The sequence below is a fragment of the Piscinibacter defluvii genome (assembly GCF_004011805.1).
Classification (GTDB): domain Bacteria; phylum Pseudomonadota; class Gammaproteobacteria; order Burkholderiales; family Burkholderiaceae_C; genus Piscinibacter; species Piscinibacter defluvii.
In genome coordinates this window covers 565,561-589,620 of the sequence record NZ_RCHJ01000004.1, presented here as the reverse complement: position 1 = coordinate 589,620, position 24,060 = coordinate 565,561, and the positions used below count along the sequence as shown (strand labels likewise).

Genomic DNA, 24,060 nt, shown 5'->3' with positions numbered 1-24,060 from the left:
TCAGTGCGCCGCCGGCACGGCGCCGGCCAGGCCGGCTCGCACCGGATCGAGCGCGACACGCTCGCCCGTGGCCACGCCGGCCAGCACCTCGACCTGGCCGCCCAGCGCCGGGCCGACCCGCACGGCGCGCAGCACGAAGCCCTGCGCCTGCGCCACGTAGACGGCGGTCAGCTCGCCGCGCCGCAGCAGCGCGGCGGCCGGCAGGGTGGCACGCGTGCCGGGTGTCGCCAGCGCCGCGCCGCACGCCTGCACCCGTACCGTCTGGCCCGGGCGCGCGCCGGTGGCCCCGGCGGGCAGTTCGAGGCGCCACTCGACCGTCTGCGACACCGGGTCGGCGGCGGGCAGCAGCTCGGTGTCGACCGGCGCCAGGCTGCGGCCGTCGGGCAGCAGCACCTGCACCTGGGTGGCGCCGGCGGCCAGCGCAGCGCGCGAGGCCGGCACCTGCACCACCGCCCGCAGCCGGCCGGGTTCGTAGACCGTCACCAGCGCGCGGCCGGGCAGCGCCAGGTCGCCGGTCTCGACGTGGGTGGCCAGCACCACCGCGTCGAACGGCGCGGCGGGTTGCGCGAAGCCTTGCGACAGCGCGGCCTGGGTGCGCGCGGCCTGGGCCTGCTGCAGCCCGGCCTGGGCGGCACGCCACTGGGTCTCGGCCGTGTCGACCGCGGCCTGGCTGATGAAGCCGTTCTTCAGCAGGTCGCGCTGGCGCGCCAGCGTGGTGCGGGCGTTGGCGAGCTCGGCCTCGGCCTGGGCGACGCCGGCGTCGCCGCGCAGCAGCCCGGCGCGTGCCTCGCGGTCGTCGAGCTGGAGCAGCGCCTGGCCGCGCTTGACCTTGTCGCCGGCCTGCACGCCCAGGCGGGTGACGCTGCCGCCGACCTGGGCGGTCAGCGTGGCCTGGCGCACCGGCTGGAGCACGGCGTCGAGGTCGAGCAGGCTGCCGGCGCTGGCCGAGCCCACGGCGACGGTGGGCACGGCCGGGCCGGCGGGCGCGGCCTGGGCCGGCACGGCCAGGCTCGCGAGCAGCAGGAGCGGGGTCAGCAGCAGCGGTCTCATATACCCTGCATGGTATACATACGGTGCAGGGTATGTCAAGCGCCCGCTGCGCCCGCGCTCACTTGGGCAGGCCGGCGCAGGGGTCGCGGCGCGGATTGGCGGGCACGCTGCGCCCGCGCTCCTTGGCGCGCTCGGCCATCTGCTGGTGGTGCTGCTCGAGGTAGGCGCGGCACTCGCCCTCGGTCTTGAACGACCACATCCTGTCGCGGTGGGCGGTGCGCTCGGCCGGCGTCATCATGGCCCAGCCGGGTGTGTTGTCCGGGCCGAAGCGGCGGCCCATCATGCCGCCGCCCATGCCACCGCCCATGCGGCCGGGGCCCGGGCCGGGCGCCGATGCGGCACTGGCGGCCATGCCGGGGCCGCGCGGGCCCGGCTGGGCGAACGAGTGAGTGGCGGCGGCCAGCGCCGCGGCGGCGATCATCCAGGGGAGGGTGCGCATGAGGTGTCCTCGATAGGGGGAGGGGGTATGCAAGCCTGCGCGTTTTTCTCCTTTGGGGGATTGCGGCGCATCAAGCGAAGACAATCGAAGCCGCCCGCATGACCCCCGCCGACCGCCCCGACCCCGAGCGCAGCGCCGCCGCCGTGCTGCGCTCGGTGCCGCACCAGCGCCGCCTGCGCGAGGTGTGGCGCTCGGCCGGCTGGCCCTGCCAGGACTTGATCGAAGTGGAGCTGCTCGCCGCCGGGCTGCTCGAGCGGGTGCGCGACGCGGCGGGCCGCGAGACGCTGCGGGTCACCGACGCCGGCATCGCCGCGCTCGCCGCGACGCTGGCGCGCCACCGCGCGCGGCGCGACGCGCACGAGGCGCTGGTCGAGCGCGTGGCGCGCGAGATGACACGTGCCGGCCGGCTCGCCTGGCGCGGCCTGGCGCTGCGCGCGCGTGTGCCCGAAGGGGAAGAGGGCGCCTGGGTGGTGGCGATGCCGGACGTGTTCTCGGTGCGTCACACCACGGTGGAGGCCTACCTCGAGCCCATCGTCCACGAGGTCAAGGTGCAGCGCGCCGACCTGCTGGCCGATCTGAAGCGGGAAGGCAAGCGCGCCGCCTACCTGCAGCTGGCCAGCCAGTGCTGGTACGTGATCCGCCCCGGCATCGCGCAGCCGGAGGAGATCCCGCCCGAGTGCGGCGTGCTGCTCGCGCACGAGGCCGGCCTGGAAGTGGCCCGGCCCGCGCCGCGGCGCGCCTGCCGGCTGCCGTTTCCCACCTGGATGGCGCTGGCGCGGTCGACGCCGATGGACGGCTGGCGCGAGGACGAGGCCCAGGGCCTGCTCGGCGACCCGGAGGCGGGTGATGGCGGGCATTGACCACCACCACCGGCGCGAGCGCCTGGCCTTGTGGGCCGCGCTCGCGCTGATCCTCGCCTGGGGCAGCAACTTCAGCGTGCAGAAGGCGGTGTTCGAGGCGCTCTCGCCCGGCGGCTTCCTGTTCGTGCGCTACCTGATCATGCCGCTGGCCGCGGCGGCGCTGCTCGTGGCCCACCACGGCATGGCCTGGCCGCGGCTGACGCGGCCCGAGCTGCTCGAGCTGCTGCGCCTGGGCCTGATCGGCCACCTGCTGCACGTGGGCCTGGTGACCTATGGCATCCACTGGTCGACTGCGTTCTCGAGCTCGCTGATCCTCGCCTGCGGGCCGGTGTTCACGCTGCTGATCCTGCGCTGGCACGGCAGCGAGACGATGACCGGCGCACAGGTCGCCGGCGTCAGCGTCGCGGTGGTCGGCGTGCTGGTGTTCCTGTCCGACAAGCTGACCGGCGGGCACTGGCGCGCCGGCGGCGGCGATCTGGTGCTGCTCGTCGCGGCCTCGTTCTTCTCCTGGTACACGGTGGCCGCCAAGCCGCTGATCGAGCGCCACGGCGGCGTCACCGTGCTGGCCTACGGCACCCTGCTCGGCAGTGCGCCGGTGGTGGCCGTGAGCCTGCCGGCCGGGCTGCAGGTCGACTGGGCCGCGGTGCCGCCGGCCATCTGGCTCGGCACGCTGTACGCGGTGCTGGTCTCGGCCTTCCTCGGCTGGCTGGTGTGGGGCTGGGTCAACGCGGTGCGCGGCGTGGCGCGCAGCGCGCCGCTGCTCTACCTGATGCCGCCGGTGGCCGCGCTGGTGGCCTGGGGCGCCACCGGCGAGCGCTACACCTGGGTCAAGCTGCTCGGCGCGGCGATCACGCTGGCCGGGGTTGCGTTGGCGCAATTCGCGGCGCCGTCGCGCCGCGCGGCGGCGGCCGACTCGGTGCCGCCGCTCGATTGACGACTATCATCCGCAGCGCTTCAGGTGCCTCCGGCCGTTCCGCGGTCGGGGGTTAAACGGGAAGCAGGTGCGACACCTGCGCTGCCCCCGCACCGGTAAGCGGTCACACGGCCATCACGATGCCACTGCGGGTGCGAACCCGTGGGAAGGCGATGGCCGCGGCGCGATGCAACTCGCGCCGGCCCGCGAGCCCGGATACCGGCCTGCCAAGCGCAGCCGCCGGGGCCCGTCGAGGGCGCCGGTTTTGCCAACAACGCAGCCTGCGGGGACGCTGGCTGCTTGGAGCCTCGCGATGCCATCCTTCCGACGTCGCCCGTCCGCCTGGTGCGGGCTGGGTCTTCTGTTGTCCCTCGCCGGCGCGCACGCCGCCGATGCCACCGCGCTGGCGCCGGTGGTCGTCACCGCCACGCGCACGCCGCAGCCCGTGACCGCGGTGCTGGCCGACCTGCGCGTGATCGACGCCGAGACCATCGAACGCGCCGGCGCCCTCAGCCTGGCCGAGCTGCTGCAGGTGCACGGCGGCGTCGAGATCAGCACCACCGGGGGGCCGGGCCAGGTGTCCGGCCTGTTCCTGCGCGGCGCCAACACCAACCACGTGCTGCTGCTGGTCGACGGCGTGAGGGTCAACTCGGCCACCACCGGCACCAACGCCTTCGAGCACCTGCCGCTGGCGCAGATCGAGCGCATCGAGATCCTGCGCGGGCCGGGCAGCAGCCTGTACGGCGCCGACGCGATCGGCGGCGTGATCCAGGTCTTCACCAAGCAGGGCCCGCGCACGCAGGCCAGCCTGGGGGCAGGCCGCTGGGGGCTGCGCGAGGGCAGCTTCGGGCTGGGTCGCACGATCGGTGCCACGCGCCTGTCGCTGCAGGCGGCAGCGCAGCGCAGCAGCGGCTTCTCGGCCACCAACGACGCGGCCTCGCCCTTCGTCTTCAACCCGGACGACGACGCCTACCGCAACACCAGCCTCGGCCTCGGCGCCGAGCACGATGTCGCAGCCGGTCACACGCTGGCGCTGCGCCTGACCACTGCCCGCGGCACCACGGATTTCGACAGCGGTCCGGGCAGCGACGACGTGAACCGCCAGCGCGTCGGCCAGCTGGCGCTGGAAAGCCGCAACCGCATCAGCGCCGGCTGGCGCAGCCTGCTGCGCCTGGCACGTGGCACCGACCACCTGGACACCACCGGCGCCTTCCCCGGCTTCTTCGACACCGACCAGGACCAGGCCACCTGGCAGAACGACCTCGACCTGTTCGGCGGCACCCTGAGCGCCGGGCTGGAAGGCCGGCGCGAGAAGGTCGAGAGCAGCACCGCCTACACCCGCAGCTCGCGCCGCCAGTGGGGCGTGTTCGGCGGCTGGAACGGGCAGCTCGGGCCGCAGCTGATCGAGGCCTCGCTGCGCCACGACCATGACTCGCAGTTCGGCGGCCACGGCAGCGGCCGGCTCGGCTGGGGCTGGCGCTTCACGCCGCAGTGGCGCGTCTCGGCGGCGGCCGGCACGGCCTTCAAGGCGCCGAGCTTCAACGACCTGTACTACCCCGAGAGCTTCGGCTTCTCCGGCAACCCGGACCTGAAGCCGGAACGCTCGCGCAGCGCCGAGCTCGCGGCGCGCTACGATGGCGCGGCCGGCCGGGCCGGCCTCGTGCTCTTCGAGAACCGCATCCGCGACCTGATCGCCGTCGACCCGAGCTTCACCACCGTGATCAACGTGAACCGCGCCCGCATTCGCGGCCTCACGCTCGACGGCGCCTGGCGCAGCGGGCCGTGGCGGCTGCGCGGCGAGTGGACCCAGCAGCTGCCGCTGGACGAGGCCAGCGAGCGCCTGCTGGTGCGCCGCGCGCGCCAGCACGGCAGCGCCGCGCTCGACCACGATGCCGGCGCCTGGCGCACCGGTGCCGAGCTGGTGGCCAGCGGCGCACGCTTCGGCACCGTGGCCAACACCGAGGCCTCGCGCATGGGCGGCTACGTGCTGCTGAACCTGACGGCGGGATGGAGCTTCACGCCCGAGTGGACCCTCTCGGCGCGCCTGAACAACGCCTTCGACAAGCGCTACGAGATCGCGCAGGGCTACAACACGCCGCGGCGCAACCTGTTCGTCTCGCTGGCGTACTCGGCGTTGTAGGGCCCGCATGATCCGCGCGATCCGGCTCTGGCTGCTGTTGCTGGTCGCTTCGGTGGCCGTGCTGTGGCTGGCACTGGCCAGCGGCAGCAGCGCGATCGCGCCGGACGAGGTGGCGCGGCTGCTCTGGGCGCCGGACGCGAGCAGCGCCTCCGAGGTGCTGCACACGCTGCGACTGCCGCGTGCGCTGGCGGCCTTCGGTGTCGGCGGGCTGCTGGCACTGGCCGGTGCGCTGATGCAGGTGCTGCTGCGCAACCCGCTGGCCGACCCGTACGTGCTGGGCGTCTCCGGCGGCGCCTCGGCCGGCGCGCTGCTCGCGCTGCTGGCCTCGGCCGGTGCGGTGGCGGTGCAGCTCGGTGCCTTCGCCGGCGCGCTGCTGGCCATCGTGCTGGTGTTCGTGCTGGCGCAGCGCGACCTGGCGCGCGTCGACGCGGCGGCGCGCGTGGACAGCGCGCCGCGCCTGCTGCTGACCGGCGTGATGCTGGCGGCGCTCTGGTCGGCGCTGATCACGCTGCTGCTGCTGGTGGCGCCCGAGGCGCGCCTGCGCGGCATGCTGTTCTGGCTCGCCGGCGACCTGGGCGGTGCCGACGGCGGCCTGGTGCCGATGGTCACGCTCGGCCTGGCGCTTCTGCTCGTGTGGCCGGCCGCACGCGAGCTGAACGTGCTGCTGCGCGGCCAGACCGCGGCCGCGGCGCTGGGCGTGCCGGTGCAGCGGCTGCGGCGGCTGATCTACCTGGTGGCCTCGCTCGCCTGCGCGGTGGCGGTGACCACCGGCGGCGCGATCGGCTTCGTCGGCCTGGTGGTGCCGCATGCGCTGCGCCTGGCGGTGGGCAACGACCAGCGGGTGCTGCTGCCCGCCAGTGCGCTGGCCGGCGGCTGCCTGCTGCTGCTGGCCGACACGCTGGCGCGCACCCTGCTCGCGCCGCAGCAGCTGCCGGTGGGCGTGATCACCGCGCTGCTCGGCGCGCCGAGCTTCATGCTGCTGCTGTTGCGGCCGGGGGCGCGGCGGTGAGCGCGGGGCCGCTGCTGGAGGCGCAGGCGCTCACGGTCGCCGCCGGCGATCGCGTGCTGATCGACGGCCTGAACCTCGAGATCCGCCCGGGCGAGGTGTGGTGCGTGATGGGCCCCAACGGTTGCGGCAAGACCAGCCTGCTGCACACGCTGGCCGGGTTGCGGCCGGCGCGTTCGGGCGAGGTCCGCCTGCAGGGCCGGCCGCTGGCGCGCTGGCCGGTCGGCGAGCTGGCGCGGCTGCGTGGCCTGCTGCCGCAGACCCAGCACGACGCGTTCGGCGCCGCGGTGCTCGACGTGGTGCTGCTCGGCCGCCACCCGCACCTGGGCCGCTGGGCCTGGGAGGACGCGGGCGACGAGCGCATGGCGCGCGCCGCGCTGCGCGCCGTCGACCTGGCCGAGTTCGCGGCGCGCGACGTGACCACCCTGTCGGGCGGCGAGCGCCAGCGCGTCGCGATTGCCGCGCTGCTGACGCAGGACCCGCCGCTGCTGCTGCTCGACGAGCCGGTCGCCCACCTCGACCTGCATCACCAGGTGACGGTGCTGCGCCACCTGGTGCGGCTCGCGCACCTGCGGCGCAAGGCGGTGCTGCTGTCGATCCACGACCTGAACCTGGCGGCGCGCTTCGCCACCCATGCGCTGGTGATCGGTGCCCATGGCCTGCTGCGCCAGGGCCCGGCGGAATCGACGATGGACGACATCGTGCTGAGTTCCGCCTTCGGCCATGCGGTGGTGAGCGAACGCATCGGCAAACGCCTGGTGTTCGTGGCCGACTGAGATGCGCCTCATCCTGCTGCTCGTGATGGCGCTGTTCGCGCTCGGCGCGCGCGCCGAGGTCGCCGTCACCGACGACATGGGCACGCGCGTCGTGCTGGCGCGGCCGGCGCAGCGCATCGTCAGCCTCGCGCCGCACCTGACCGAGCTGCTGTTCGCCGCCGGCGCGGGCGACCGGCTGGTCGGCGTCGGGGCGTACAGCGACTACCCCGCGGCGGCGCGGGCGCTGCCACGCGTGGGCGATGCGGTGCTGCTGGACCTGGAGCGGGTGGTCGCACTCAAGCCGGACCTGATCGTCGTCTGGCAGGACGGCAACGCGCCGCAGCAGCTGCAGCGCCTGGCGGCGCTCGGCCTGCCGGTCTACGCCAGCCGGCTCGAGAGCCTGGCCGACATCGCCGCGACGCTGCGCCGGCTCGGCACGCTGGCCGGCACCGCGGCGGCAGCCCAGGCACGGGCCGGGGCCTACGAGGGCGAACTCGCCGCGCTGCGCCAGCGCTACGCCGGACGGCGCGAGCTCAAGGTCTTCTACCAGATCTGGCACCAGCCGCTGCTGACCGTGAACGGCACGCACCTGATCAGCCAGGCGCTGCAGCTGTGCGGCGCGCGCAACGTGTTCGCCGGGCTGGCGGCGCTGACGCCGACGGTCAGTGCCGAGGCGGTGCTGGCGGCCGCGCCGGACGTGATCGTCACCGGCCGCGCCGGGCCCGACGGCGAAGACCGTCTCGAGCTCTGGCGCCGCCTGCGCGCCACCCGGCACCTGCCGCTGCTGACGGTGGATGCCGACACGCTGCACCGCTCGTCCGACCGCATCGTCGACGGCGTGCGCGAACTGTGCGAAAAGCTCGACGGCGTGCGCCTGCAGAAGCGGCCGTGATGGCGCACACTCGGTGCACCCTGATCCGGAGTGCGCCGATGAGGTGGTGGTCGCTGATCCGAGCCGTCGTGCTGGCCACGCTGCTGCCGCTCGGCGCCGCCGCTCAGGCGGCCGGGGTGGACTGGCTGCGCGCCGCCAGCGACGCCGAGATCGATGCCGCCTTCGCCCGTGCCCGCGGCGAATCCAAGCCGTTGCTGCTGTACTGGGGCGCCAGGTGGTGCCCGCCGTGCAATCAGCTGCAGGCCACGGTGTTCAACCGGCAGGACTTCATCGAACGCAGCCGCGGCGTGGTGCCGGTCTATGTCGACGGCGACACGCCGGGCGCCCAGAAGCTCGGGGCGCGCTTCGCGGTGCGGGGCTACCCGACGATGGTGCTGTTCGATCCCCAGGGCCGCGAGCTGACCCGCCTGCCCGGCGAGGTGGATCCGGCGCAGGTGGGCGAGCTGCTGACGCTCGGCCTGGCGGCGCGCCGGCCGGTGGCCGAGCTGGTGGCGCAGGCCCGCGCGGCGGGGTCCGGCGGCGCCGGCCTGAGCCCGAGCGACTGGCGCCTGCTCGCCTTCTACCCCTGGAATACGGCCGCCGAGCCGCCCGCCGGCGGCCTGGCCGCCACCTTGCGCCAGCTGGCGGCCGCCTGTCCGGCCGACCAGCCCGACCTGGCGCTGCGCCTCGCGCTGCGCGCGCTGGTGGAGCAGGACCGCGAGGCGCGCAAGGCGCCGGGCGGCACCCCGCTGCCGGCCGCCGATCCTGCGCCGACCCGCGCGGCGCTGCTCGCGCTGCTCGCCGACCCGGCGCGCAGTCGCAGCTTTGCCGACCTGCTGGCCTACCGCGCGCCGCGCCTCGTGCGCACGCTCGCGGTGCCCGGCAGTCCGGAGCGCGCCACGCTGCAGCGCGCCTTCGACGAGGCGCTGCGGCGGCTGCAGGACGACCCCACGCTCGCGCGCGCCGACCGCCTCGGCGCGCTGTGGGGCCGGGTGCGGCTGGTCGACGTGGACGCGCCCGACGACACGCCCCTCGCGCCGCCGCCGGCACTGCGCAACGAGCTGCGCACCCTGGCCGCCCGCTTCGACCGCGAGATCGGCGACGGCTACGAGCGCCAGGCGGTGATCACCACCGCCGCCTGGGTGCTGGCCGAGGCCGGCCTGGCGGACGAGTCCGACGCGCTGCTGAAGGCCAACCTCGCGCGCAGCCACTCGCCCTACTACCTGATGACCGACCTGGCCGAGAACGCGAAGAAGCGCGGCGACCGGGCCGCCGCGCTCGACTGGTCGGCGCGTGCCTACGACAGCAGCGTCGGTCCGGCCACGCGTCTGCAGTGGGGTGGCATGCACCTGGATCTGCTGGTCGAGCTGGCGCCGCAGGACGGCGCGCGCATCGAGTCGCTGGCGCGGCGCCTGTTCGACGAGGCGGCCCGCATGCCCGATGCCTTCGAGGGCCGCAGCGGCCGCTCGCTGCAGCGCGCCGGCGCCACGCTGCGCCGCTGGGCGCAGGCCGGCCGGCACGATGCGGTGATGGGCCGCCTGCAGCAGCGGCTCGACGCGGTCTGCCGCGGCCTGCGCCCCGGCAGCCCGCCGCGCAGCGCCTGCGAGGGCGTGCTACGCGCGCCGGCCAAGGCGGAGGCGGCGCCTAGCGCGTGAGCGTCAGCTCGTAGCGGGTGCGTTTTTCGAGGTCGTCGAAGCGCAGCGCCCGGTCGATCCATTCGTAGGGTGCGACGAAGCCGTCGATCTGCATCGCGCCGTGCATCAGCACCACGTCGAGCTGGCTGCTGTGCAGCTCGAGGTGGTAGACGATGTCGGCCACCCGCACGCGCAACCGGCTCTGGCGCAGCACGTCGACCTGCACCGGCCCGCAGTCTGGCGCGGCCTCGGCCACCGTGACGCAGAAGCGCCCGTCGTGCCGGCCGCGCGGCGGCTCGGCCGCCGTGGCCGCGGTGGCCGCGAGGCCGGCGGCCAGCAGCAGCGCGGCGGGCCGGCGCATGGTCAGGCGGCCTTCAGAAGGCCTTCGGCCCGCAGCGCGTCCTGCACCGCCGGCCGGGCGGCGACCCGCGCCATGAACGCGGCCAGGCGGTCGAGCCCGGCCAGCTCGACCTTGCAGAACGGCGCCCAGCGCGTGCAGGTGAACAGGTAGGCGTCGGCCACCGAGAAGTCCTCGCCGGTCAGGTAGGGCTTGTCGCCCAGCTGGCCCTCGATCCACTCGTAGCGGCCGCGCAGCTTCTGGCGGAACAGCGCCTTGCCCTCTTCCGGCATGGCCGGGCCGAACAGCGAGGCGTAGGGCTTGTGGACCTCGCTGGTGATGAAGTTCAGCCACTCCTGCAGCCGGTAGCGCGCCATCGTGCCGGCCGGCGGCGCGAGCTTCTTCTCCGGCACGCGGTCGGCCAGGTACTGGTTGATCACCGGCCCTTCGGTCAGGCGCTGGCCGTCGTCGAGCTCGAGCAGCGGCACGTAGCCCTTGGGGTTGATCGTGTAGTAGTCGGTGCCGTCGGCCAGCTGGTGGGTCTTGGTGCTGGCCAGCACCGGCTCGAAGGGTAGGCCGGCCTCGCGCAGCACGATGTGCACGGCCAGCGAGCAGGTGCCGGGGCTGTAATAAAGCTTCATGGTGGCGTGGGTCGTGACAGGGACCCGCGCATTACACCGCGAAGCGGCAGCGCATGTGCTCAGCGCACGAAGCGGCCCTCGCGCGTCACCTGCACCAGCTCGACGTAGCGCGAGCCGGTGTTCGTGCCGTTGCCGAAGTCGACCTCCATGCCGGCCAGGCGCATCTTCAGGCTGCGCAGCGTCGCGTGCAGCTTGGGGCGGGTGAGCTCGCGGCCCGCACGGCGCAGGCCTTCGAGCAGCACCAGCGCGTTCAGGTAGCCCTCGAAGCTGTAGTAGCCCAGCGGCACGTTCGCCTTCTCGACCAGGCGGCGGTAGTCGCGCACCACCGGGTCGACCTCGCCCCAGGGATAGGGCACCACCTGCGAGATCGCCAGGCCGCGTGCCCGCTCGCCGGCCACCTTGGCGGTGACCTCGCCCGCGACGATCGACATGCCGTAGAACATCGGCTGGCGCCCGAGCGCCCAGGTGGCCTTCATCAGCTCGCCGGGCAGCGCACCGCCGAGGTACATGATCACGGCCTGCGGTTCGCCCTCCGACAGGGCCTTGGCCGCGTCGGCGACGTTGCTGCCGTCACCCTTGACCGCCGCCACCGCCTGCGGCTTGAGCTGATGCTGCTGCAGGGCCGCCTCGAGCAGCGCGCGCGCCTCCTGGCCGCCGGGGTTGTCGAGCACGGCGGCGGCGATGCGGGTGACGCCGATGGTCGTCAGGTGCTGGACCAGCACCTGCGCCTCGCGGCCGGAGGTGGCGCGCAGGAAGTAGGCCGAGCCCTTGACCTTCTCGCGCGCCGAGTCGGCGACCGCGTAGCCGCCGAAGGCGGGGGCCCCGGACTGCTGCAGCACCTTGGCCGTGGCCGCGGTGGTGGCCGAACCGACGCAGCCGAAGAAGCCGAACACCTTCTGTTCGCCGAGCAGCTTCTCGACGTTGGCCACCGCACGATCGGGCTTGAGTTCGTCGTCGAGCGAGATGATGCGCGGCGTGCGGCCGTGCACGCCACCCGCGGCACGCGCCTCGGCGAAGGCCAGTTCGGCACCGGCCAGCATGATCTTGATCTGCCCGCCGAGCGGGCCGCTGAGGATGCCTGTGTGGCCGAACAGGATCTCCGCATCCCCGACACCCGGCTCCGCGGCACGGCTGGTGGAGAAGACCGCGGCGCCGAGCCCGGCCGCAAGGACTTGCCTGCGTTGCATGGACAACTGCTTCCTTCACTCGCTGAATCAACGGGGGGCAGTATTCAGAGGCCGACAAGGACCGAACCAAGGGTTTTCCCGCCTCCGCGCGCAACCTGTCGCAGGCTTCACGGCGGTGTGTACAAACGCCTTCATCGCTGTGTGCAAGACCGCACGCTGGGGCTGCCGGCGGTGCGACCCTACATTCGTCCCATGAACACCTCCACCCCCACCCTCGCCCGCGCGCGCAGCGTCGAACGCCTGGTGCGCGGCCAGCCCACCTCCGACGGCGACGGCGTGCGCCTGACGCGGGTGCTGACGCAGCCGCTGCAGCAGCGGCTCGACCCGTTCCTGATGCTCGATGCCTTCGGCAGCGACGCGGCCGCCGACTACATCGGCGGCTTCCCGGACCACCCGCACCGCGGCTTCGAGACCGTGACGATCATGAAGGCCGGCCGCATGCGCCACCGCGACAGCGTCGGCAACGAGGGCCTGCTCGAGCCCGGCAGCGTGCAATGGATGACCGCCGGGCGCGGCATCATCCACAGCGAGATGCCCGAGCAGCAGGAGGGCCGCATGGCGGGCTTCCAGCTGTGGGTCAACCTCGCCGCCGCCGACAAGATGCAGCCGCCCGCCTACCGCGACGTGCCGCCGCCGGACGTGCCGCGCTTCGAGACGCCCGCGGGCGTGGCGGTGCGCGTGATCGCCGGGCGCACGCACGGCGTGACTGGCGCGGTGACGCGGCCGACCACCGAGCCGCTGGTGCTGGACATCAGCGTGCCGCCGGGCGCGGCCTTCGAGCTGCCGCTGCCGGCCGCGCACAACGCCTTCGCCTACGTGTACGGCGGCGTGCCGCTGGCGATCGGCGGGCGCGAGGTGCCCAGCGAGCACATGGCCATCCTCGCCAACGACGCGCAGGCCGACGGCGTGCGCTTCGAGCTGGCGGCCGGCGCGGCGGGGCCGGCGCAGGTGCTGTTCGTGGCCGGCGCACCGCTGCGGCAGCCGATCGCCCAGTACGGCCCGTTCGTGATGAACACCGTGCAGGAGATCCACCAGGCGGTGGCGGACTACCAGCGCGGCGTGCTCGCGACCTGACGGTGCCCCCACGCTCACTGCGTTCGCTGCCCCCCGAGGGGGCGCAGGCCTTCCTTGGGGCGGCCCGGCGGAAGGCCTGAAGGCTTTCGTGCGCCTGGGCTAACCTCGGGGCTTTCGAGCCCCGAGGGACCCATGCCCCGCAGCATCCTGGAGGAAAGCCGGCTGCACCCGGCGATCCGCGACAAGGTCGCGAACCTGCATGCCGATGTCGTGCACAACGTGCAGGCGGCCGCGGCCTCGAACCGCATCCTGGTCGTCGGCATGGCCGGCAACCCGCATTGCCGGCGCGCCCGGCAGGCGCTGCAGGCCGCCGGCCACGCCTTCCAGTACCTCGAGTACGGCAGCTACCTGAGCCAGTGGCGGCGCCGCAATGCGCTGAAGATGTGGACCGGCTGGCCGACCTTCCCGATGGTGTTCGCGCGCGGCGTGCTGATCGGCGGGGCGAGCGACCTGCAGCGCCTGATCGACAGCGGCGAGTTCAACCGCTTCCTGCAGGAGCCATGAGGCGCCGGGCCGCCGCGTGGCTGATCGGGCTGGCCGCGCTGTCGGCGCAGCAGGCGCACGCGGGGCCGGCCGCGCCCTGCCGCCTGCCCGGCCTGGCGCACGAGGCGCTGTGCGGCAGCCTGCCGCGCGCGCTCGACCCGGCCCGGCCGGACGGCCCGCGCATCGAGGTGCATTACGCCGTCGTGCCGGCGCTGGCGCGGCGCAAGCTCGGCGACCCCGTGTTCCTGCTGGCCGGTGGCCCGGGCCAGAGCGCGATCGGCGTCGCACCGGCACTGATGGGGCTGTTCGCGCGGCTGAACCAGCGGCGCGACATCGTGTTCGTCGACCAGCGCGGCACCGGGCACTCGGCGCCGCTGGCCTGCGACGACGCCGACGACATGCCGCTGTCCGAGCAGGCCGACGTCGAGGCCACGTTGCGCCGGCTCGCCGGCTGCCGCACCCGGCTGCAGGCCCTGCCCCACGGGCGCGACGGTGGCCTGGCGTTCTTCACCACCGTGCTCGCCAGCCAGGACCTGGACGCGGTGCGCCGCGCGCTCGGCGCCGAGCGCATCAACCTGGTGGGCATCTCCTACGGCACGCGTGTCGCGCTCGACTACCAGCGCCAGTTCCCGCAGGCGGTGCGGCGCAGCGTGCTGGATGGCGTGGCGCCACCGGACATGGGCCTGCCGGCCAGCGCCTCGGCCGACGCCCAGGCCGCGCTCGACGCGCTGCTGGACGCCTGTGCGGCCGAGCTGCCCTGCCGCACCGCCTGGCCCGACCTGCGCGGCGACTGGCAGCGCCTTCTGGCGGCATTGCCGCGCGAACTGAGCCTGGCCGACCCGCGCAGCGGCCGGCCGGGACGCGTGACGCTCACCCGCGAGGCGCTGCTCGGCGCGGTGCGTGGGCCGCTGTACGCGCCGGCGCTCGCGGCCGGGCTGCCGGCGGCGATCGGTGCGGCGGCGGGCGGGCGCTTCGAGCCGCTGGCGGCCCTGGCCGGGGTGCTGGCACCGCGCGGCGCCACGCAGGTCTATGGCGGCATGCATTTCTCGGTGGTGTGCGCGGAGGACCTGCCGCCGCGCGCCGCGGGCGCCGAACCGCCGGCACGCGACTTCGGCCGCGGCCTGCTGCCGCTGTACGAACGCGCCTGCGCCGACTGGCCGCGCGCTGCCGTGCCCGAGGCCTTCTACCGCCTGCCGACGGCCGCGAGCCCGGTGCTGATGCTCTCCGGCGGGCTCGACCCGGCCACGCCGCCGCGCCACGCACGGCGCGTGGCCGCGGCGCTCGGGCCGCAGGCGCGATCACTGGTGGTGGGCCATGCCGGCCACGGCGTGCTGGGCATCGGCTGCGCGCCGGACCTGCTGACCCGCTTCATCGACAGCACCGAGGACGCGGCCGCGCTGGCGCTCGATGCGGCCTGCCTGGCCGCGATCCCCCGGCCGCCGGCCTTCGTGCCGGAGGGGCTGCGGTGATCCGCATCGAGGGCCTGGCCAAGTGCTTTCCCGCGCCGCGGCGCGGCGGCGCGCCGGTGCAGGCGGTGCGGCAGCTCGACCTGCTGGCGCACGATGGCCGCATCTGCGGGCTGCTCGGTCCGAACGGCGCCGGCAAGACCACGACCTTGCGCATGCTGGCCGGCCTGATCGAGCCGGACGCCGGCCGGCTCGAGGTGGACGGCATCGACGTGCGCACCCGCCCGCGCGCGGCGCTGGCCCGGCTCGGCCTGCTGGCGGATGCACGCGGCCTGTACCCGCGCCTGAGCGCGCGCGAGAACATCGCCTACCACGCCGCCCTGCACGGCCTGCCGCGCGACGCGGTGCAGGCGCGCATCGAGCAACTGGCCGAGGCGCTGGACATGAAGCCGCTGCTGGAGCGCCGCACCGAGGGCTTCAGCCAGGGCGAGCGGGTCAAGACCGCGCTGGCGCGCGCGCTGGTGCACGACCCGCCGAACATCGTGCTCGACGAGCCGACCAACGGCCTGGACGTGCCCGCCACGCGCGCGCTGCGCGAGGTGCTGCGCCACCTCGCCTCGCCGGCCGGCGGCGCCAAGTGCATCGTGTTCTCGACCCATGTGATGCAGGAGGTCGAGCGCCTGTGCGACCACGTCGTGGTGGTGGCGCAGGGCCGCAGCGTGGCCGAGGGCAGCGTGCCGTCGCTGCTCGAGCGTACCGGGCGCACGCTGTTCGAGGACGCGTTCGTCGACCTGGCGTTCGGCGCGGCGCGGGAGGAGAGATGAGGCCGGCCGAGCGCCGGGCCGCTCCCAGGCGGGCCGGCATCCCCTCGGGGGATCGGCCGACGTATCCGTCGGACGAGGGGCTGTCATGAGCCTTGTCGTGCTGCGCACCGTCGCGGTGAAGGAGGTGATCGACGCGCTGCGCGACCGCCGTACGCTGCTCGTGGTGCTGCTGTCCAGCGTGCTGATGGGGCCGCTGGTGCTGGTGGCGCTGTCGGCGCTGGTGGGCAGCCTGGAGCAGCGTGCCGAGCGGCGCGAACTGGTGGCCGCCGGCCTGGCGCAGGGGCCGACGCTGGTGAACTACCTGCAGCGCCAGGGCTTCAGCGTGCGCGAGGCGCCGGCCGACTACGAGGCGCAGCTGCGCCGCGCCGCGCTGGGCGACCCGGTGCTGGTGATCCCGGCCGGCTTCGAGCAGGCCTTGCGGCGCGGCGAGGCGCCGGCACTCACGATCGTCAGCGACAGTGCCAACAAGCGCAGCGAGGCCGGCAGCGCCCGGCTGCAGCGCCTGCTGGCCGGCTTTGCGCGCGAGCACGCCACGCTGAGCCTGGCGCTGCGCGGCGTGGCCCCCGCGTTGACGGAGCCGGTGCGCATCCACGAGCGCGACCTGGCCGACCCGCGCGCCCGCGGCACGCAGATCACCGGCATGCTGCCCTTCTTCGTGCTGATGGCGGTGCTGTATGGCGCGCTGCACGCGGCGCTGGACAGCACCGCCGGCGAGCGCGAGCGCGGCTCGCTCGAGCCGCTGCTGGCCAGCCCCGCGCCGCCGCTGGCCATCGTGCTGGGCAAGTGGCTGGCGGTGGTGGCGGTGGCGCTGGCGATCGCGCTGCTGTCGTGCTTCAGCTTCGTGCCGGCGCAGTGGCTGCTGCGCAGCGACACGCTGGCCGCGCTGTTCCAGTTCGGCGTGCGCGAGGCGCTCGCCTTCGTCGCCGTGCTGGCGCCCTTCGCCGCGGCGATCTCGGCGCTGCTGATGGCGGTGGCGATCCGCTGCCGCAGCGTCAAGGAGGCGCAGGCCAGCGCCGGGCTGGTGGTGCTGGTGGCCTCGCTGCTGCCGCTGGCCGGGGTGTTCAACCTCGGCGAACAGGCCGCCTGGCAGCTGTGGGTGCCGGCGCTGGCGCAGAACACGCTGATGACGCGCGTGCTGCGCGGCGAGGCCTTCGACACGGCGCAGTGGTTGATACCACCGGCCGTATGTGCCGTGCTGGCCGCGCTGGCGCTCGCCTACGTCGCCGCCCGGCTGCGCCAGGCGGCGGTGCGCTGAATCACTTGGCGTTCTTGAGGCCGCAGGTGTTGATGCCCAGCAGCGTGTAGGCCGGGCACCAGCCCATCAGGCCGGTGGCGATCGGCACCAGGCCGATCCAGCCCCACACACCCACGGTGCCGGTGGCGGCGAGCGCGACGAGTGCTGCGCCGGCGATGATGCGGACGGCGCGGTCGACGGTTCCTTCGTTGGTCTTCATGGCTTGGCTCCTGACTTGGCTGCTGGGTTCCGGCCGGTGTGGCCGTGTGTGCGCAGTCTCGCGGCAGGCCGCCGCCCGGTCTGTGACCGCGGTCACACGCCGGCGGTATCGCCGGCCGCCAGGCGGCGCAGCGCGGCCGCGTCGCGCAGCTCGATGCGCTCGCGCCCGAGCACCAGCCAGCCGGCGCGTTCGAAGCGGCGCAACAGCCGGGTGACGATCTCGCGCACGGTGCCGAGTTCGTCGGCCAGCGCCTGGTGGGTGGTCTGCAGCACCTCGCCGTGGCCGAGCAGCGCGGCGGCCAGGCGCTGGTCGAGGCGCTGGAAGGCCACCGCCTCGGCCAGCGCCATCAGGTCGGCGAGCCGGTCGGCGAACACGCCGAACACGAAGCGGCGGAACGGCTCGTGGGCGCACCAGGCGTCGAACAGCGGCGGCGGCAGCACCACCAGGCGCGTCGGCCCGACCGTGTCGCCGTGCGCGGACAGTCCCTGGTGGCCGAACAGGCAGGAGGTGGACACCACGCACAGCTCGCCCGGCGCGACGCGGTACAGCTCGAGCGAGCGCCCCTGCGACGAACCGCGCGCCACCCGCACCTCGCCACGCAGCACGAGCGGAAAGCCGCGGCAGGGCTCCTGCTCGCGGAACAGTGGCGTGCCCGGCGGGGCCTCGACCCAGGCGGCCTGCTCGCGCAGCGCGCGGTCGCGCTCGGCAGCCGGCAGGTCGTCGAGCACCGGGTAGAGCCGGGTCAGCGCCTGCACGTCGGCGTCGCTCGGAACGGTGCTCATGCCGCGGGCCGGGTCAGGGTTTCGAGGCGTGCCAGCCAGGCCAGCGCATGGGGGCGCGCGTCGCCGCACATCGCGGCAGAGGGCTGCAGCGAGCCGCACACGGCTGGGCGCTGCGGGTCGCCGAACAGGCGGCAGCGGTCCTGCGCGTCGAGCTGCACGCAGCGCACCCCGGCCGGCTTGCCGTCCGGCATGCCGGGGATCGGACTGCTGATCGACGGGGCGATGCAGCAGGCGGCGCAGGCGGGGCGGCAGTCCATGGTGGCGCGACGATAGCCGATGCCGGCCATGGCCACCCTGCGGCTGACGCGCGGAAGGCGGCTCTCTACAATGTCGGACTGCTCAAAAAATAGGCAACCCGATGTTGTTCCCGAAAGAGTTCGACGTGATCGTCGTCGGCGGCGGTCATGCCGGCACCGAGGCGGCGCTGGCGGCCGCGCGCATGGGCGCGGCCACGCTGCTGCTGACGCACAACATCGAGACCCTCGGCCAGATGAGCTGCAACCCGTCGATCGGCGGCATCGGCAAGGGCCACCTCGTGAAGGAGGTCGACGCGCTGGGCGGTGCGATGGCGCTGGCCACCGACGAGGCCGGCATCCAGTTCCGCATCCTGAACGGCTCCAAGGGGCCGGCGGTGCGTGCCACGCGGGCCCAGGCCGACCGGGTGCTCTACAAGGCGGCGATCCGGCGCCGGATCGAGAACCAGCCGAACCTGTGGCTGTTCCAGGGCGCCTGCGACGACCTGATCCTCGAGGGCGACCGCATTGCCGGCGCGGTGACGCAAGTTGGTGTTCGCTTCAAGGCGCGGGCGGTGGTGCTGACGGCCGGTACCTTCCTGGACGGACGCATCCACGTCGGGCTGCAGAACCACGCCGGCGGCCGCGCTGGCGACCCGCCATCGGTGGCGCTGTCGGCCCGGCTGAAGGAGTTGAAGCTGCCGCAGGGCCGGCTGAAGACCGGCACGCCGCCGCGCATCGACGGCCGCAGCATCGACTTCTCCAGGCTCGCCGAGCAACCCGGCGACGGCATGCCGGGCTCGAACGCGCCGATGCCGGTGTTCAGCTTCATGGGCGACGTCACCATGCACCCGGCGCAGCGGCCGTGCTGGATCACCCACACCAATGCGCGCACGCACGAGATCATCCGCTCCGGCTTCGACCGCAGCCCGATGTTCACCGGGATCATCGGCGGTGTCGGGCCGCGCTACTGCCCGAGCATCGAGGACAAGGTGAACCGGTTCGCCGACAAGGACGCGCACCAGATCTTCCTCGAGCCCGAGGGGCTGACGACGCACGAGTTCTACCCGAACGGCATTTCGACCTCTTTGCCCTTCGACATCCAGATCGCTGCGGTGCGCTCGATGGTCGGGTTGGAGCAGGCGCACATCCTGCGGCCGGGCTACGCGATCGAGTACGACTACTTCGACCCGCGCGCGCTGAAGCCGAGCTTCGAGACGCGCGCGATCGGTGGGCTGTTCTTCGCCGGGCAGATCAACGGCACCACGGGTTACGAGGAGGCGGCGGCTCAGGGGCTGTTCGCCGGCATCAACGCGGCGCTGCAGGTGCGCGGCGAGCCGGCCTGGCTGCCGCGCCGCGACCAGGCCTACCTCGGCGTGCTGGTCGACGACCTGATCACCAAGGGCGTGACCGAGCCCTACCGCATGTTCACCAGCCGGGCCGAGTTCCGGCTCCAGCTGCGCGAGGACAACGCCGACCTGCGCCTGACCGAGGCCGGGCGCCGCATGGGGCTCGTGGATGACGCGCGGTGGGCGCAGTTCTGCCGCAAGCGCGACGCGATCGAATGGGAGGCACAGCGGCTGCGCTCGACCTGGGTCAACCCAACCCTGCTGCCGGAGGCCGATGCCGCACGCCTGCTCGGCAAGGCGATCGAGCACGAGTACCGGCTGGCCGACCTCCTGCGCCGCCCGGACGTCGACTTCGATGCCGTGGCCCAGGCCGATGCCATCGCCCATCCGGGATCGGCTGTTTCACGTGAAACCCTGCGCGCCGAGCTGGGCGAACGCCTCGCCGACGCGGTGATCGAGCAGGTGCAGATCGGCATCAAGTACGCCGGCTACATCGACAAGCAGAACGACGAGGTGCAGCGCGCTGCGGCCTACGAGGGTCTGCGCCTGCCGGACGACCTGGATTACGGCCAGGTGACCGCGCTGTCGTTCGAAGTGCGGCAGAAGCTGAGCCGGCACCGGCCGGAGACGCTGGGCCAGGCCTCGCGAATCTCGGGCATCACGCCCGCGGCGATCTCGCTGCTGCTGGTGCATCTGCGCAAGGGGCGCTTCAAGGGCTTCGCCGCGAACGAGCTGCCATCCGGCGATGTCGCAGCCTGACCCGGCCGCGCGCGCCGCGCTCGAGGCCATCGTGGCCGCGCTCGGGCTGGCGGCCGGGCCGGAGCAGATCGACCGTCTGCAAGACTACCTCGCTCTGCTCCGGCGCTGGAACGCCACCTACAACCTGACCGCCGTGCGCGACCCGGCCCAGATGCTGAGCCAGCACCTGGCAGACTGCCTGGCCGTGGTCGGCCCCTTGCGCCGCCAGCTCGGCGAGACCGCCGGCCGGCGGGTGATCGACGTGGGCAGCGGCGGTGGACTGCCGGGGGTCGTGCTGGCGGTGATGCTGCCGGACCTGCAGGTCACCTGCGTCGACACCGTCGGCAAGAAGGTGGCGTTCGTTCGCCAGGTGGCGGCCGAGCTGCGGCTGCCGAACCTGCACGCCGAACACGCCCGGGTCGAATCGCTGCGGGTTCCGCCGGTGGACCTGGTCGTGTCACGCGCCTTCGCCAGCCTGTCCGATTTTGTTCATCTGACCGAGCACTTGCTGGCGCCCGGAGGTGTCTGGATGGCGATGAAGGGCAAGCGCCCGGACGACGAGATGGCCGGGCTGCCCGCCGGCGTCGCGGTGTTTCACGTGGAACCCTTGCAGGTTCCCGGCCTGGATGCGGAGCGCTGCCTGGTCTGGCTCCGGCCCACGCCGGGCGCGCTGGTACATTCCTGACTGATCCCGACCCGATCACCGGGGCATTCGCCACGGGCCCGGGCGCCCCCGAGAACCCCTGCCCATGGCTCGAATCTTCTGCATCGCCAATCAGAAAGGCGGCGTCGGCAAGACGACGACGACGGTGAATCTCGCCGCCGGCCTGGCCCGGATCGGCCAGCGGGTGCTGGTGGTCGACCTGGATCCGCAGGGCAACGCCACGATGGGCTCGGGCGTGGACAAGCGGGCGCTGGCGCTGTCCGTCTACGACGTGCTGCTCGAGTCGGCCTCGGTGGCCGAGGCGCGGCAGCGCAACGAGAAGACCGGCTACGACGTGCTCGGCGCCAACCGCGAGCTGGCCGGCGCCGAGGTGGAGCTGGTCGAACTCGAGCGGCGCGACAAGCGCATGAAAGGCGCCCTGGCGGCCGTCGACACCGAGTACGACTTCGTGCTGATCGACTGCCCGCCGTCGCTCAGCCTGCTCACCCTCAACGGCCTGTGCGCGGCGCATGGCGTGGTGGTGCCGATGCAGTGCGAGTACTTCGCGCTCGAGGGCCTGTCGGACCTGGTCAACACCATCAAGCAGGTGCATGCCAACCTGAACCCGGACCTGCAGATCATCGGCCTGCTGCGCGTGATGTTCGACCCGCGCATCACGCTGCAGCAGCAGGTCAGCGAGCAGCTCAAGTCGCACTTCGGCGACAAGGTGTTCGACACGGTGATCCCGCGCAACGTCCGCCTTGCCGAGGCGCCGAGCTACGGCCTGCCTGGGGTGGTGTTCGATCCGGCGTCGCGCGGGGCTCAGGCCTTCGTCGAGTTCGCGTCCGAGATGGTGCGGCGCATCGACGCGATGCGCTGATCCCGATGAAGATGAACCCGGTGACGACCCGCAGCTTCGACACGGGGCTGCTCGCGCGGGTCGAGGACGCTGGCCTGAACGCCAGCGCCCCGCCCCAGCAGCGCTGGGTCGACGGCTGGCTGCTCCGCTTCTCGCCCGGCAAGGCCAAGCGGGCCCGCTGCATCAACCCGGTGGCCACCGGGCGCCGGCCGGTGCCGGACAAGCTTGCCGCCTGCCAGGCGGTGTTCGACGCCGCCGGCCTGCCGCTGATCGTGCGCATCACGCCGTTCGCGCAGCCGGCCGGGCTGGACACGCAGCTGGAATCGCTCGGGCTGTGCCGCTTCGACGACACCCGGGTGATGGTGCTGGAAGCGCTGGACGACATCGTTCCGCCGAGCCTGCCGGACACCATGGAACTGCAGCAGGTCGGGCTCGAAGCCTTCTGTCAGCGGATCGGGGCGTTGCGCGGCTCGCCGCTGGCGCAGCGCCAGGCGCATGCCCAGCGGCTGGCCCAGTCGCCGGTGCCGTTCAGCGCGTTCGAGCTGAAGGTCGACGGCGAGGTGCTGGCCTGTGGCCAGTTCGCACTCGAGGACGACCTGGTCGGCGTGTACGACGTGTTCACGGCGGAGCCGGCGCGCGGCCGCGGGCTGGCCTCGATGCTGTGTGCCGGGCTGCTCGCGCGGGCGCGCGAACTCGGTGCACGGCATGCCTACTTGCAGGTCGACCGCGACAATCGGCCCGCCCGCACCGTCTACCACCGCCTCGGTTTCGCCGACGGCTACGCCTACCACTACCGCACGCGCGATCCGGACGCGGCCTGAGCGGCCGGGCCGGGTGTCAGAGCCCGAGGCCCTCGTCCACGCCCAGGTGCACGTTCATGCACTGCACCGCGGCACCGCTGGCGCCCTTGCCGAGATTGTCCAGGCGCGCCATCAGCATCACCTGGCCCTCGCCCGCGAAGACGAACACGTCGACGCGGTTGGTGTCGTTGCAGGCCTGCACGTCGAAGAAGCCGTCCTCCAGCGTGGCCGGGTCCGACAGCGGCATCACGCGCACGAAACGCTCGCCCGCGTAGCGCTGCGCGTAGGCCTGGTGCAGCTTCTCGGCCGTGGTGCCCGCCGGCAGCTGTGAAAGATGCAAGGGCACACTCACCGCCAAACCCTTGTAGAAGCTGGCAACGATCGGCAGGAAGATCGGCTTCACCCGGAGCCCGCCATGGGCCTGCATCTCCGGCAGGTGCTTGTGCGCGAGCTTCAGCGCGTAGGGGCGCGGCGACTCCAGCCGGGCGTCGCCGCCGGCCTGGTACTGCTCGATCATCTTCTTGCCACCGCCGGAGTAGCCGGTCAGCGAGGTGGCCGCCAGCGGCAGGTCGGTCGGCAGCAGCCCGGCGTCGACCAGTGGCCGCACCAGCAGGATGAAGGCGGTGGCATGGCAGCCAGGGTTGGCGATGCGCTTGCCGGCGCGCAGTGCGGCGCGCTGGCCCGGCGCGAGTTCGGGCAGGCCGAACACCCAGCCGGGCGCCGTGCGGTGCGCGGTGCTCGCGTCGATCAGGCAGGTGGCCGGGTTCGTCACCAGCGCGGCCGCTTCCTTCGCAGCCGCGTCGGGCAGGCAGAGGAAGGCCACGTCGGCGGCGTTGAGCAGGCGGGCGCGTTCGGCCGGGTCCTTGCGGCGCTCGGGGTCGATGCGCAGCACCTCGATGTCGCTGCGCTGGGCGAGGTACTCGTGGATGCGCAGGCCGGTGGTGCCCTCCTGGCCGTCGACGAAAACGCGGGTGCTCATGGCGGTGTCCGGTCGGTGAGGGCGCTAGGATAAGCCACGATGTCCCGCACCCTCCGGAGCAACCCTCGGATCCTGCTGCTGCCGGGCTGGCAGAACTCCGGCGCCGGCCACTGGCAGAGCCGCTGGGAGGCGCTGTACGGCGACCGGCGCGTCGAGCAGTCCGACTGGGACTGGCCGCGCCGCGGCGACTGGATGGCGCGGCTGGAGGAGGTGGTGCTGGAGGCCGAGGCGCCGGCCGTGCTGGTGGCCCACAGCCTGGGCTGCCACCTGGTGGCGGCCTGGGCGGCGCACTCGGCGAACGTGGCGCGGGTGCGTGCGGCGCTGCTCGTGGCGCCCCCCGACAGCGAGCGCGAGGACTTCCCGCCGCCGCTCGCCGGATGGCGAGCGATCGTGCGGCAGCGCCTGCCCTTCCCCGCCGTGGCGGTGACCAGCCGCGACGACCCGTACTGCGACCCGGCTCGCGCTGCCGGCATGGTGGCCGACTGGGGCGCGACACCGCACGACATCGGCGCCCGCGGCCATGTCAATGCCGAGTCGGGCCTGGGCGACTGGCCGGCCGGGCGCGCCCTGCTGCAGGCCTTGATCGACGCTCACGCCTGATCG

Annotated in this window: 26 protein-coding genes and 1 riboswitch; of the genes, 17 read left to right on the top strand and 9 right to left on the bottom strand. The window is 73.7% G+C overall.

Annotated elements, in window-relative coordinates:
- Both D9C15_RS15410 and D9C15_RS15405 read right to left on the bottom strand, forming a co-directional pair.
- Positions 1-1,050 carry an efflux RND transporter periplasmic adaptor subunit gene (locus D9C15_RS15410; protein WP_127998720.1) on the bottom strand — a complete coding sequence of 350 codons (1,050 nt, stop codon included), beginning with the start codon at positions 1,048-1,050 and terminating at the stop codon, positions 1-3.
- A gap of 58 nt (positions 1,051-1,108) precedes the next feature.
- Positions 1,109-1,489 (bottom strand): hypothetical protein, encoded by a 381-nt coding sequence (locus D9C15_RS15405; RefSeq protein ID WP_127998718.1) that lies wholly within the window; start codon positions 1,487-1,489, stop codon positions 1,109-1,111.
- A gap of 98 nt (positions 1,490-1,587) precedes the next feature.
- On the opposite strand from D9C15_RS15405, the gene D9C15_RS15400 reads away from it, so the two are divergent.
- The 7 genes from D9C15_RS15400 to D9C15_RS15370 all read left to right on the top strand — a co-directional run bounded on the left by D9C15_RS15400 (position 1,588) and on the right by D9C15_RS15370 (position 9,689).
- Positions 1,588-2,349, top strand: coding sequence for a hypothetical protein (locus D9C15_RS15400; RefSeq protein WP_127998716.1), 762 nt, complete (start codon positions 1,588-1,590; stop codon positions 2,347-2,349).
- Positions 2,336-3,283: a DMT family transporter gene (locus D9C15_RS15395; RefSeq protein WP_127998714.1), complete on the top strand. Its 948-nt coding sequence runs from the start codon at positions 2,336-2,338 to the stop codon at positions 3,281-3,283. The genes D9C15_RS15400 and D9C15_RS15395 overlap by 14 nt, the downstream gene beginning before the upstream one ends.
- Before the next feature lie 5 nt (positions 3,284-3,288).
- Positions 3,289-3,504, top strand: a riboswitch (cobalamin riboswitch).
- A 122-nt stretch (positions 3,505-3,626) separates the two neighbouring features.
- Positions 3,627-5,402: a TonB-dependent receptor domain-containing protein gene (locus D9C15_RS15390; protein WP_205854808.1), complete on the top strand. Its 1,776-nt coding sequence runs from the start codon at positions 3,627-3,629 to the stop codon at positions 5,400-5,402.
- 7 nt (positions 5,403-5,409) lie between these two features.
- Positions 5,410-6,411: a FecCD family ABC transporter permease gene (locus D9C15_RS15385; protein ID WP_127998710.1), complete on the top strand. Its 1,002-nt coding sequence runs from the start codon at positions 5,410-5,412 to the stop codon at positions 6,409-6,411.
- A complete protein-coding gene (locus tag D9C15_RS15380) occupies positions 6,408-7,184 on the top strand; it encodes an ABC transporter ATP-binding protein (RefSeq protein WP_127998708.1) in 777 nt (258 codons plus the stop codon). Before D9C15_RS15385 ends, D9C15_RS15380 begins: the two co-directional genes overlap by 4 nt.
- 1 nt (position 7,185) lies before the next feature.
- The gene (locus D9C15_RS15375) at positions 7,186-8,055 is read left to right on the top strand and encodes a cobalamin-binding protein (RefSeq protein WP_127998706.1); all 870 of its coding nucleotides are present in this window, start codon (positions 7,186-7,188) and stop codon (positions 8,053-8,055) included.
- Positions 8,056-8,093: 38 nt separating this feature from the next.
- A complete protein-coding gene (locus D9C15_RS15370) occupies positions 8,094-9,689 on the top strand; it encodes a thioredoxin family protein (RefSeq protein ID WP_127998704.1) in 1,596 nt (531 codons plus the stop codon).
- Here the strand turns inward: D9C15_RS15370 and D9C15_RS15365 are convergent.
- Genes D9C15_RS15365 through D9C15_RS15355 form a run of 3 tightly spaced genes read right to left on the bottom strand, consistent with a single transcriptional unit; the run spans position 9,679 to position 11,833 of the window.
- On the bottom strand, positions 9,679-10,029 hold the full coding sequence (locus tag D9C15_RS15365) for a hypothetical protein (protein ID WP_127998702.1): 351 nt from the start codon (positions 10,027-10,029) through the stop codon (positions 9,679-9,681). The genes D9C15_RS15370 and D9C15_RS15365 overlap by 11 nt on opposite strands.
- Before the next feature lie 2 nt (positions 10,030-10,031).
- Positions 10,032-10,646: a glutathione transferase GstA gene (gene gstA, locus D9C15_RS15360; protein WP_127998700.1), complete on the bottom strand. Its 615-nt coding sequence runs from the start codon at positions 10,644-10,646 to the stop codon at positions 10,032-10,034.
- Positions 10,647-10,705: 59 nt separating this feature from the next.
- Positions 10,706-11,833, bottom strand: coding sequence for an ABC transporter substrate-binding protein (locus D9C15_RS15355; protein ID WP_127998699.1), 1,128 nt, complete (start codon positions 11,831-11,833; stop codon positions 10,706-10,708).
- A gap of 192 nt (positions 11,834-12,025) precedes the next feature.
- Here D9C15_RS15355 and D9C15_RS15350 point away from each other — a divergent pair, with 192 nt between their 5' ends.
- The 5 genes from D9C15_RS15350 (at position 12,026) to D9C15_RS15330 (ending at position 16,875) form a co-directional block, all read left to right on the top strand.
- A complete protein-coding gene (locus tag D9C15_RS15350; RefSeq protein WP_127998697.1) occupies positions 12,026-12,907 on the top strand; it encodes a pirin family protein in 882 nt (293 codons plus the stop codon).
- 132 nt (positions 12,908-13,039) lie between these two features.
- Complete coding sequence (locus D9C15_RS15345; protein ID WP_127998695.1) at positions 13,040-13,411, top strand: glutaredoxin; 372 nt, start codon at positions 13,040-13,042, stop codon at positions 13,409-13,411.
- Complete coding sequence (locus tag D9C15_RS15340; RefSeq protein WP_127998693.1) at positions 13,408-14,859, top strand: alpha/beta fold hydrolase; 1,452 nt, start codon at positions 13,408-13,410, stop codon at positions 14,857-14,859. Before D9C15_RS15345 ends, D9C15_RS15340 begins: the two co-directional genes overlap by 4 nt.
- Positions 14,856-15,620, top strand: a complete 765-nt coding sequence (locus tag D9C15_RS15335; RefSeq protein ID WP_127998691.1) for an ABC transporter ATP-binding protein — start codon at positions 14,856-14,858, stop codon at positions 15,618-15,620. The genes D9C15_RS15340 and D9C15_RS15335 overlap by 4 nt, the downstream gene beginning before the upstream one ends.
- A gap of 85 nt (positions 15,621-15,705) precedes the next feature.
- Positions 15,706-16,875: an ABC transporter permease gene (locus D9C15_RS15330; protein ID WP_127998689.1), complete on the top strand. Its 1,170-nt coding sequence runs from the start codon at positions 15,706-15,708 to the stop codon at positions 16,873-16,875.
- 1 nt (position 16,876) lies between these two features.
- Here D9C15_RS15330 and D9C15_RS15325 read toward each other — a convergent pair whose 3' ends face one another.
- The 3 genes from D9C15_RS15325 to D9C15_RS15315 all read right to left on the bottom strand — a co-directional run bounded on the left by D9C15_RS15325 (position 16,877) and on the right by D9C15_RS15315 (position 18,113).
- Positions 16,877-17,074: a YgaP family membrane protein gene (locus D9C15_RS15325; RefSeq protein WP_127998687.1), complete on the bottom strand. Its 198-nt coding sequence runs from the start codon at positions 17,072-17,074 to the stop codon at positions 16,877-16,879.
- Between the two features lie 92 nt (positions 17,075-17,166).
- Positions 17,167-17,856: a Crp/Fnr family transcriptional regulator gene (locus tag D9C15_RS15320; RefSeq protein WP_127998686.1), complete on the bottom strand. Its 690-nt coding sequence runs from the start codon at positions 17,854-17,856 to the stop codon at positions 17,167-17,169.
- Positions 17,853-18,113, bottom strand: coding sequence for a YkgJ family cysteine cluster protein (locus D9C15_RS15315; RefSeq protein WP_127998854.1), 261 nt, complete (start codon positions 18,111-18,113; stop codon positions 17,853-17,855). The genes D9C15_RS15320 and D9C15_RS15315 overlap by 4 nt, the downstream gene beginning before the upstream one ends.
- Positions 18,114-18,214: 101 nt before the next feature.
- On the opposite strand from D9C15_RS15315, the gene mnmG reads away from it, so the two are divergent.
- The 4 genes from mnmG to D9C15_RS15295 all read left to right on the top strand — a co-directional run bounded on the left by mnmG (position 18,215) and on the right by D9C15_RS15295 (position 22,499).
- Complete coding sequence (gene mnmG, locus D9C15_RS15310; RefSeq protein WP_127998684.1) at positions 18,215-20,197, top strand: tRNA uridine-5-carboxymethylaminomethyl(34) synthesis enzyme MnmG; 1,983 nt, start codon at positions 18,215-18,217, stop codon at positions 20,195-20,197.
- On the top strand, positions 20,184-20,861 hold the full coding sequence (gene rsmG / locus D9C15_RS15305; protein WP_127998682.1) for a 16S rRNA (guanine(527)-N(7))-methyltransferase RsmG: 678 nt from the start codon (positions 20,184-20,186) through the stop codon (positions 20,859-20,861). The genes mnmG and rsmG overlap by 14 nt, the downstream gene beginning before the upstream one ends.
- 64 nt (positions 20,862-20,925) lie before the next feature.
- Entirely contained in the window at positions 20,926-21,699 is a 774-nt protein-coding gene (locus D9C15_RS15300) for a ParA family protein (protein WP_127998680.1), read from the top strand.
- Positions 21,700-21,704: 5 nt separating this feature from the next.
- Positions 21,705-22,499, top strand: a complete 795-nt coding sequence (locus D9C15_RS15295) for a GNAT family N-acetyltransferase (RefSeq protein ID WP_127998678.1) — start codon at positions 21,705-21,707, stop codon at positions 22,497-22,499.
- Between the two features lie 16 nt (positions 22,500-22,515).
- Here D9C15_RS15295 and argC read toward each other — a convergent pair whose 3' ends face one another.
- On the bottom strand, positions 22,516-23,457 hold the full coding sequence (argC, locus tag D9C15_RS15290; RefSeq protein WP_127998676.1) for an N-acetyl-gamma-glutamyl-phosphate reductase: 942 nt from the start codon (positions 23,455-23,457) through the stop codon (positions 22,516-22,518).
- A 39-nt stretch (positions 23,458-23,496) separates the two neighbouring features.
- Between argC and D9C15_RS15285 the strand changes: the two genes are divergently transcribed.
- Positions 23,497-24,057: an RBBP9/YdeN family alpha/beta hydrolase gene (locus D9C15_RS15285; RefSeq protein WP_127998674.1), complete on the top strand. Its 561-nt coding sequence runs from the start codon at positions 23,497-23,499 to the stop codon at positions 24,055-24,057.
- Positions 24,058-24,060: the final 3 nt, after the last annotated feature.

Excerpts from the sequence above, each read along its gene's own strand:
- D9C15_RS15410 (WP_127998720.1), bottom strand. The coding sequence starts at position 1,050 with ATGAGACCGCTGCTGCTGACCCCGCTCCTGCTGCTCGCGAGCCTGGCC.
- D9C15_RS15405 (WP_127998718.1), bottom strand. The coding sequence starts at position 1,489 with ATGCGCACCCTCCCCTGGATGATCGCCGCCGCGGCGCTGGCCGCCGCC.
- D9C15_RS15400 (WP_127998716.1), top strand. The coding sequence starts at position 1,588 with ATGACCCCCGCCGACCGCCCCGACCCCGAGCGCAGCGCCGCCGCCGTG.
- D9C15_RS15395 (WP_127998714.1), top strand. The coding sequence starts at position 2,336 with ATGGCGGGCATTGACCACCACCACCGGCGCGAGCGCCTGGCCTTGTGG.
- D9C15_RS15385 (WP_127998710.1), top strand. The coding sequence starts at position 5,410 with ATGATCCGCGCGATCCGGCTCTGGCTGCTGTTGCTGGTCGCTTCGGTG.
- D9C15_RS15375 (WP_127998706.1), top strand. The coding sequence starts at position 7,186 with ATGCGCCTCATCCTGCTGCTCGTGATGGCGCTGTTCGCGCTCGGCGCG.
- D9C15_RS15370 (WP_127998704.1), top strand. The coding sequence starts at position 8,094 with ATGAGGTGGTGGTCGCTGATCCGAGCCGTCGTGCTGGCCACGCTGCTG.
- D9C15_RS15365 (WP_127998702.1), bottom strand. The coding sequence starts at position 10,029 with ATGCGCCGGCCCGCCGCGCTGCTGCTGGCCGCCGGCCTCGCGGCCACC.
- gstA (WP_127998700.1), bottom strand. The coding sequence starts at position 10,646 with ATGAAGCTTTATTACAGCCCCGGCACCTGCTCGCTGGCCGTGCACATC.
- D9C15_RS15355 (WP_127998699.1), bottom strand. The coding sequence starts at position 11,833 with ATGCAACGCAGGCAAGTCCTTGCGGCCGGGCTCGGCGCCGCGGTCTTC.
- D9C15_RS15350 (WP_127998697.1), top strand. The coding sequence starts at position 12,026 with ATGAACACCTCCACCCCCACCCTCGCCCGCGCGCGCAGCGTCGAACGC.
- D9C15_RS15345 (WP_127998695.1), top strand. The coding sequence starts at position 13,040 with ATGCCCCGCAGCATCCTGGAGGAAAGCCGGCTGCACCCGGCGATCCGC.
- D9C15_RS15340 (WP_127998693.1), top strand. The coding sequence starts at position 13,408 with ATGAGGCGCCGGGCCGCCGCGTGGCTGATCGGGCTGGCCGCGCTGTCG.
- D9C15_RS15330 (WP_127998689.1), top strand. The coding sequence starts at position 15,706 with ATGAGCCTTGTCGTGCTGCGCACCGTCGCGGTGAAGGAGGTGATCGAC.
- D9C15_RS15325 (WP_127998687.1), bottom strand. The coding sequence starts at position 17,074 with ATGAAGACCAACGAAGGAACCGTCGACCGCGCCGTCCGCATCATCGCC.
- D9C15_RS15320 (WP_127998686.1), bottom strand. The coding sequence starts at position 17,856 with ATGAGCACCGTTCCGAGCGACGCCGACGTGCAGGCGCTGACCCGGCTC.
- D9C15_RS15315 (WP_127998854.1), bottom strand. The coding sequence starts at position 18,113 with ATGGACTGCCGCCCCGCCTGCGCCGCCTGCTGCATCGCCCCGTCGATC.
- mnmG (WP_127998684.1), top strand. The coding sequence starts at position 18,215 with ATGTTGTTCCCGAAAGAGTTCGACGTGATCGTCGTCGGCGGCGGTCAT.
- rsmG (WP_127998682.1), top strand. The coding sequence starts at position 20,184 with ATGTCGCAGCCTGACCCGGCCGCGCGCGCCGCGCTCGAGGCCATCGTG.
- D9C15_RS15300 (WP_127998680.1), top strand. The coding sequence starts at position 20,926 with ATGGCTCGAATCTTCTGCATCGCCAATCAGAAAGGCGGCGTCGGCAAG.
- D9C15_RS15295 (WP_127998678.1), top strand. The coding sequence starts at position 21,705 with ATGAAGATGAACCCGGTGACGACCCGCAGCTTCGACACGGGGCTGCTC.
- argC (WP_127998676.1), bottom strand. The coding sequence starts at position 23,457 with ATGAGCACCCGCGTTTTCGTCGACGGCCAGGAGGGCACCACCGGCCTG.
- D9C15_RS15285 (WP_127998674.1), top strand. The coding sequence starts at position 23,497 with ATGTCCCGCACCCTCCGGAGCAACCCTCGGATCCTGCTGCTGCCGGGC.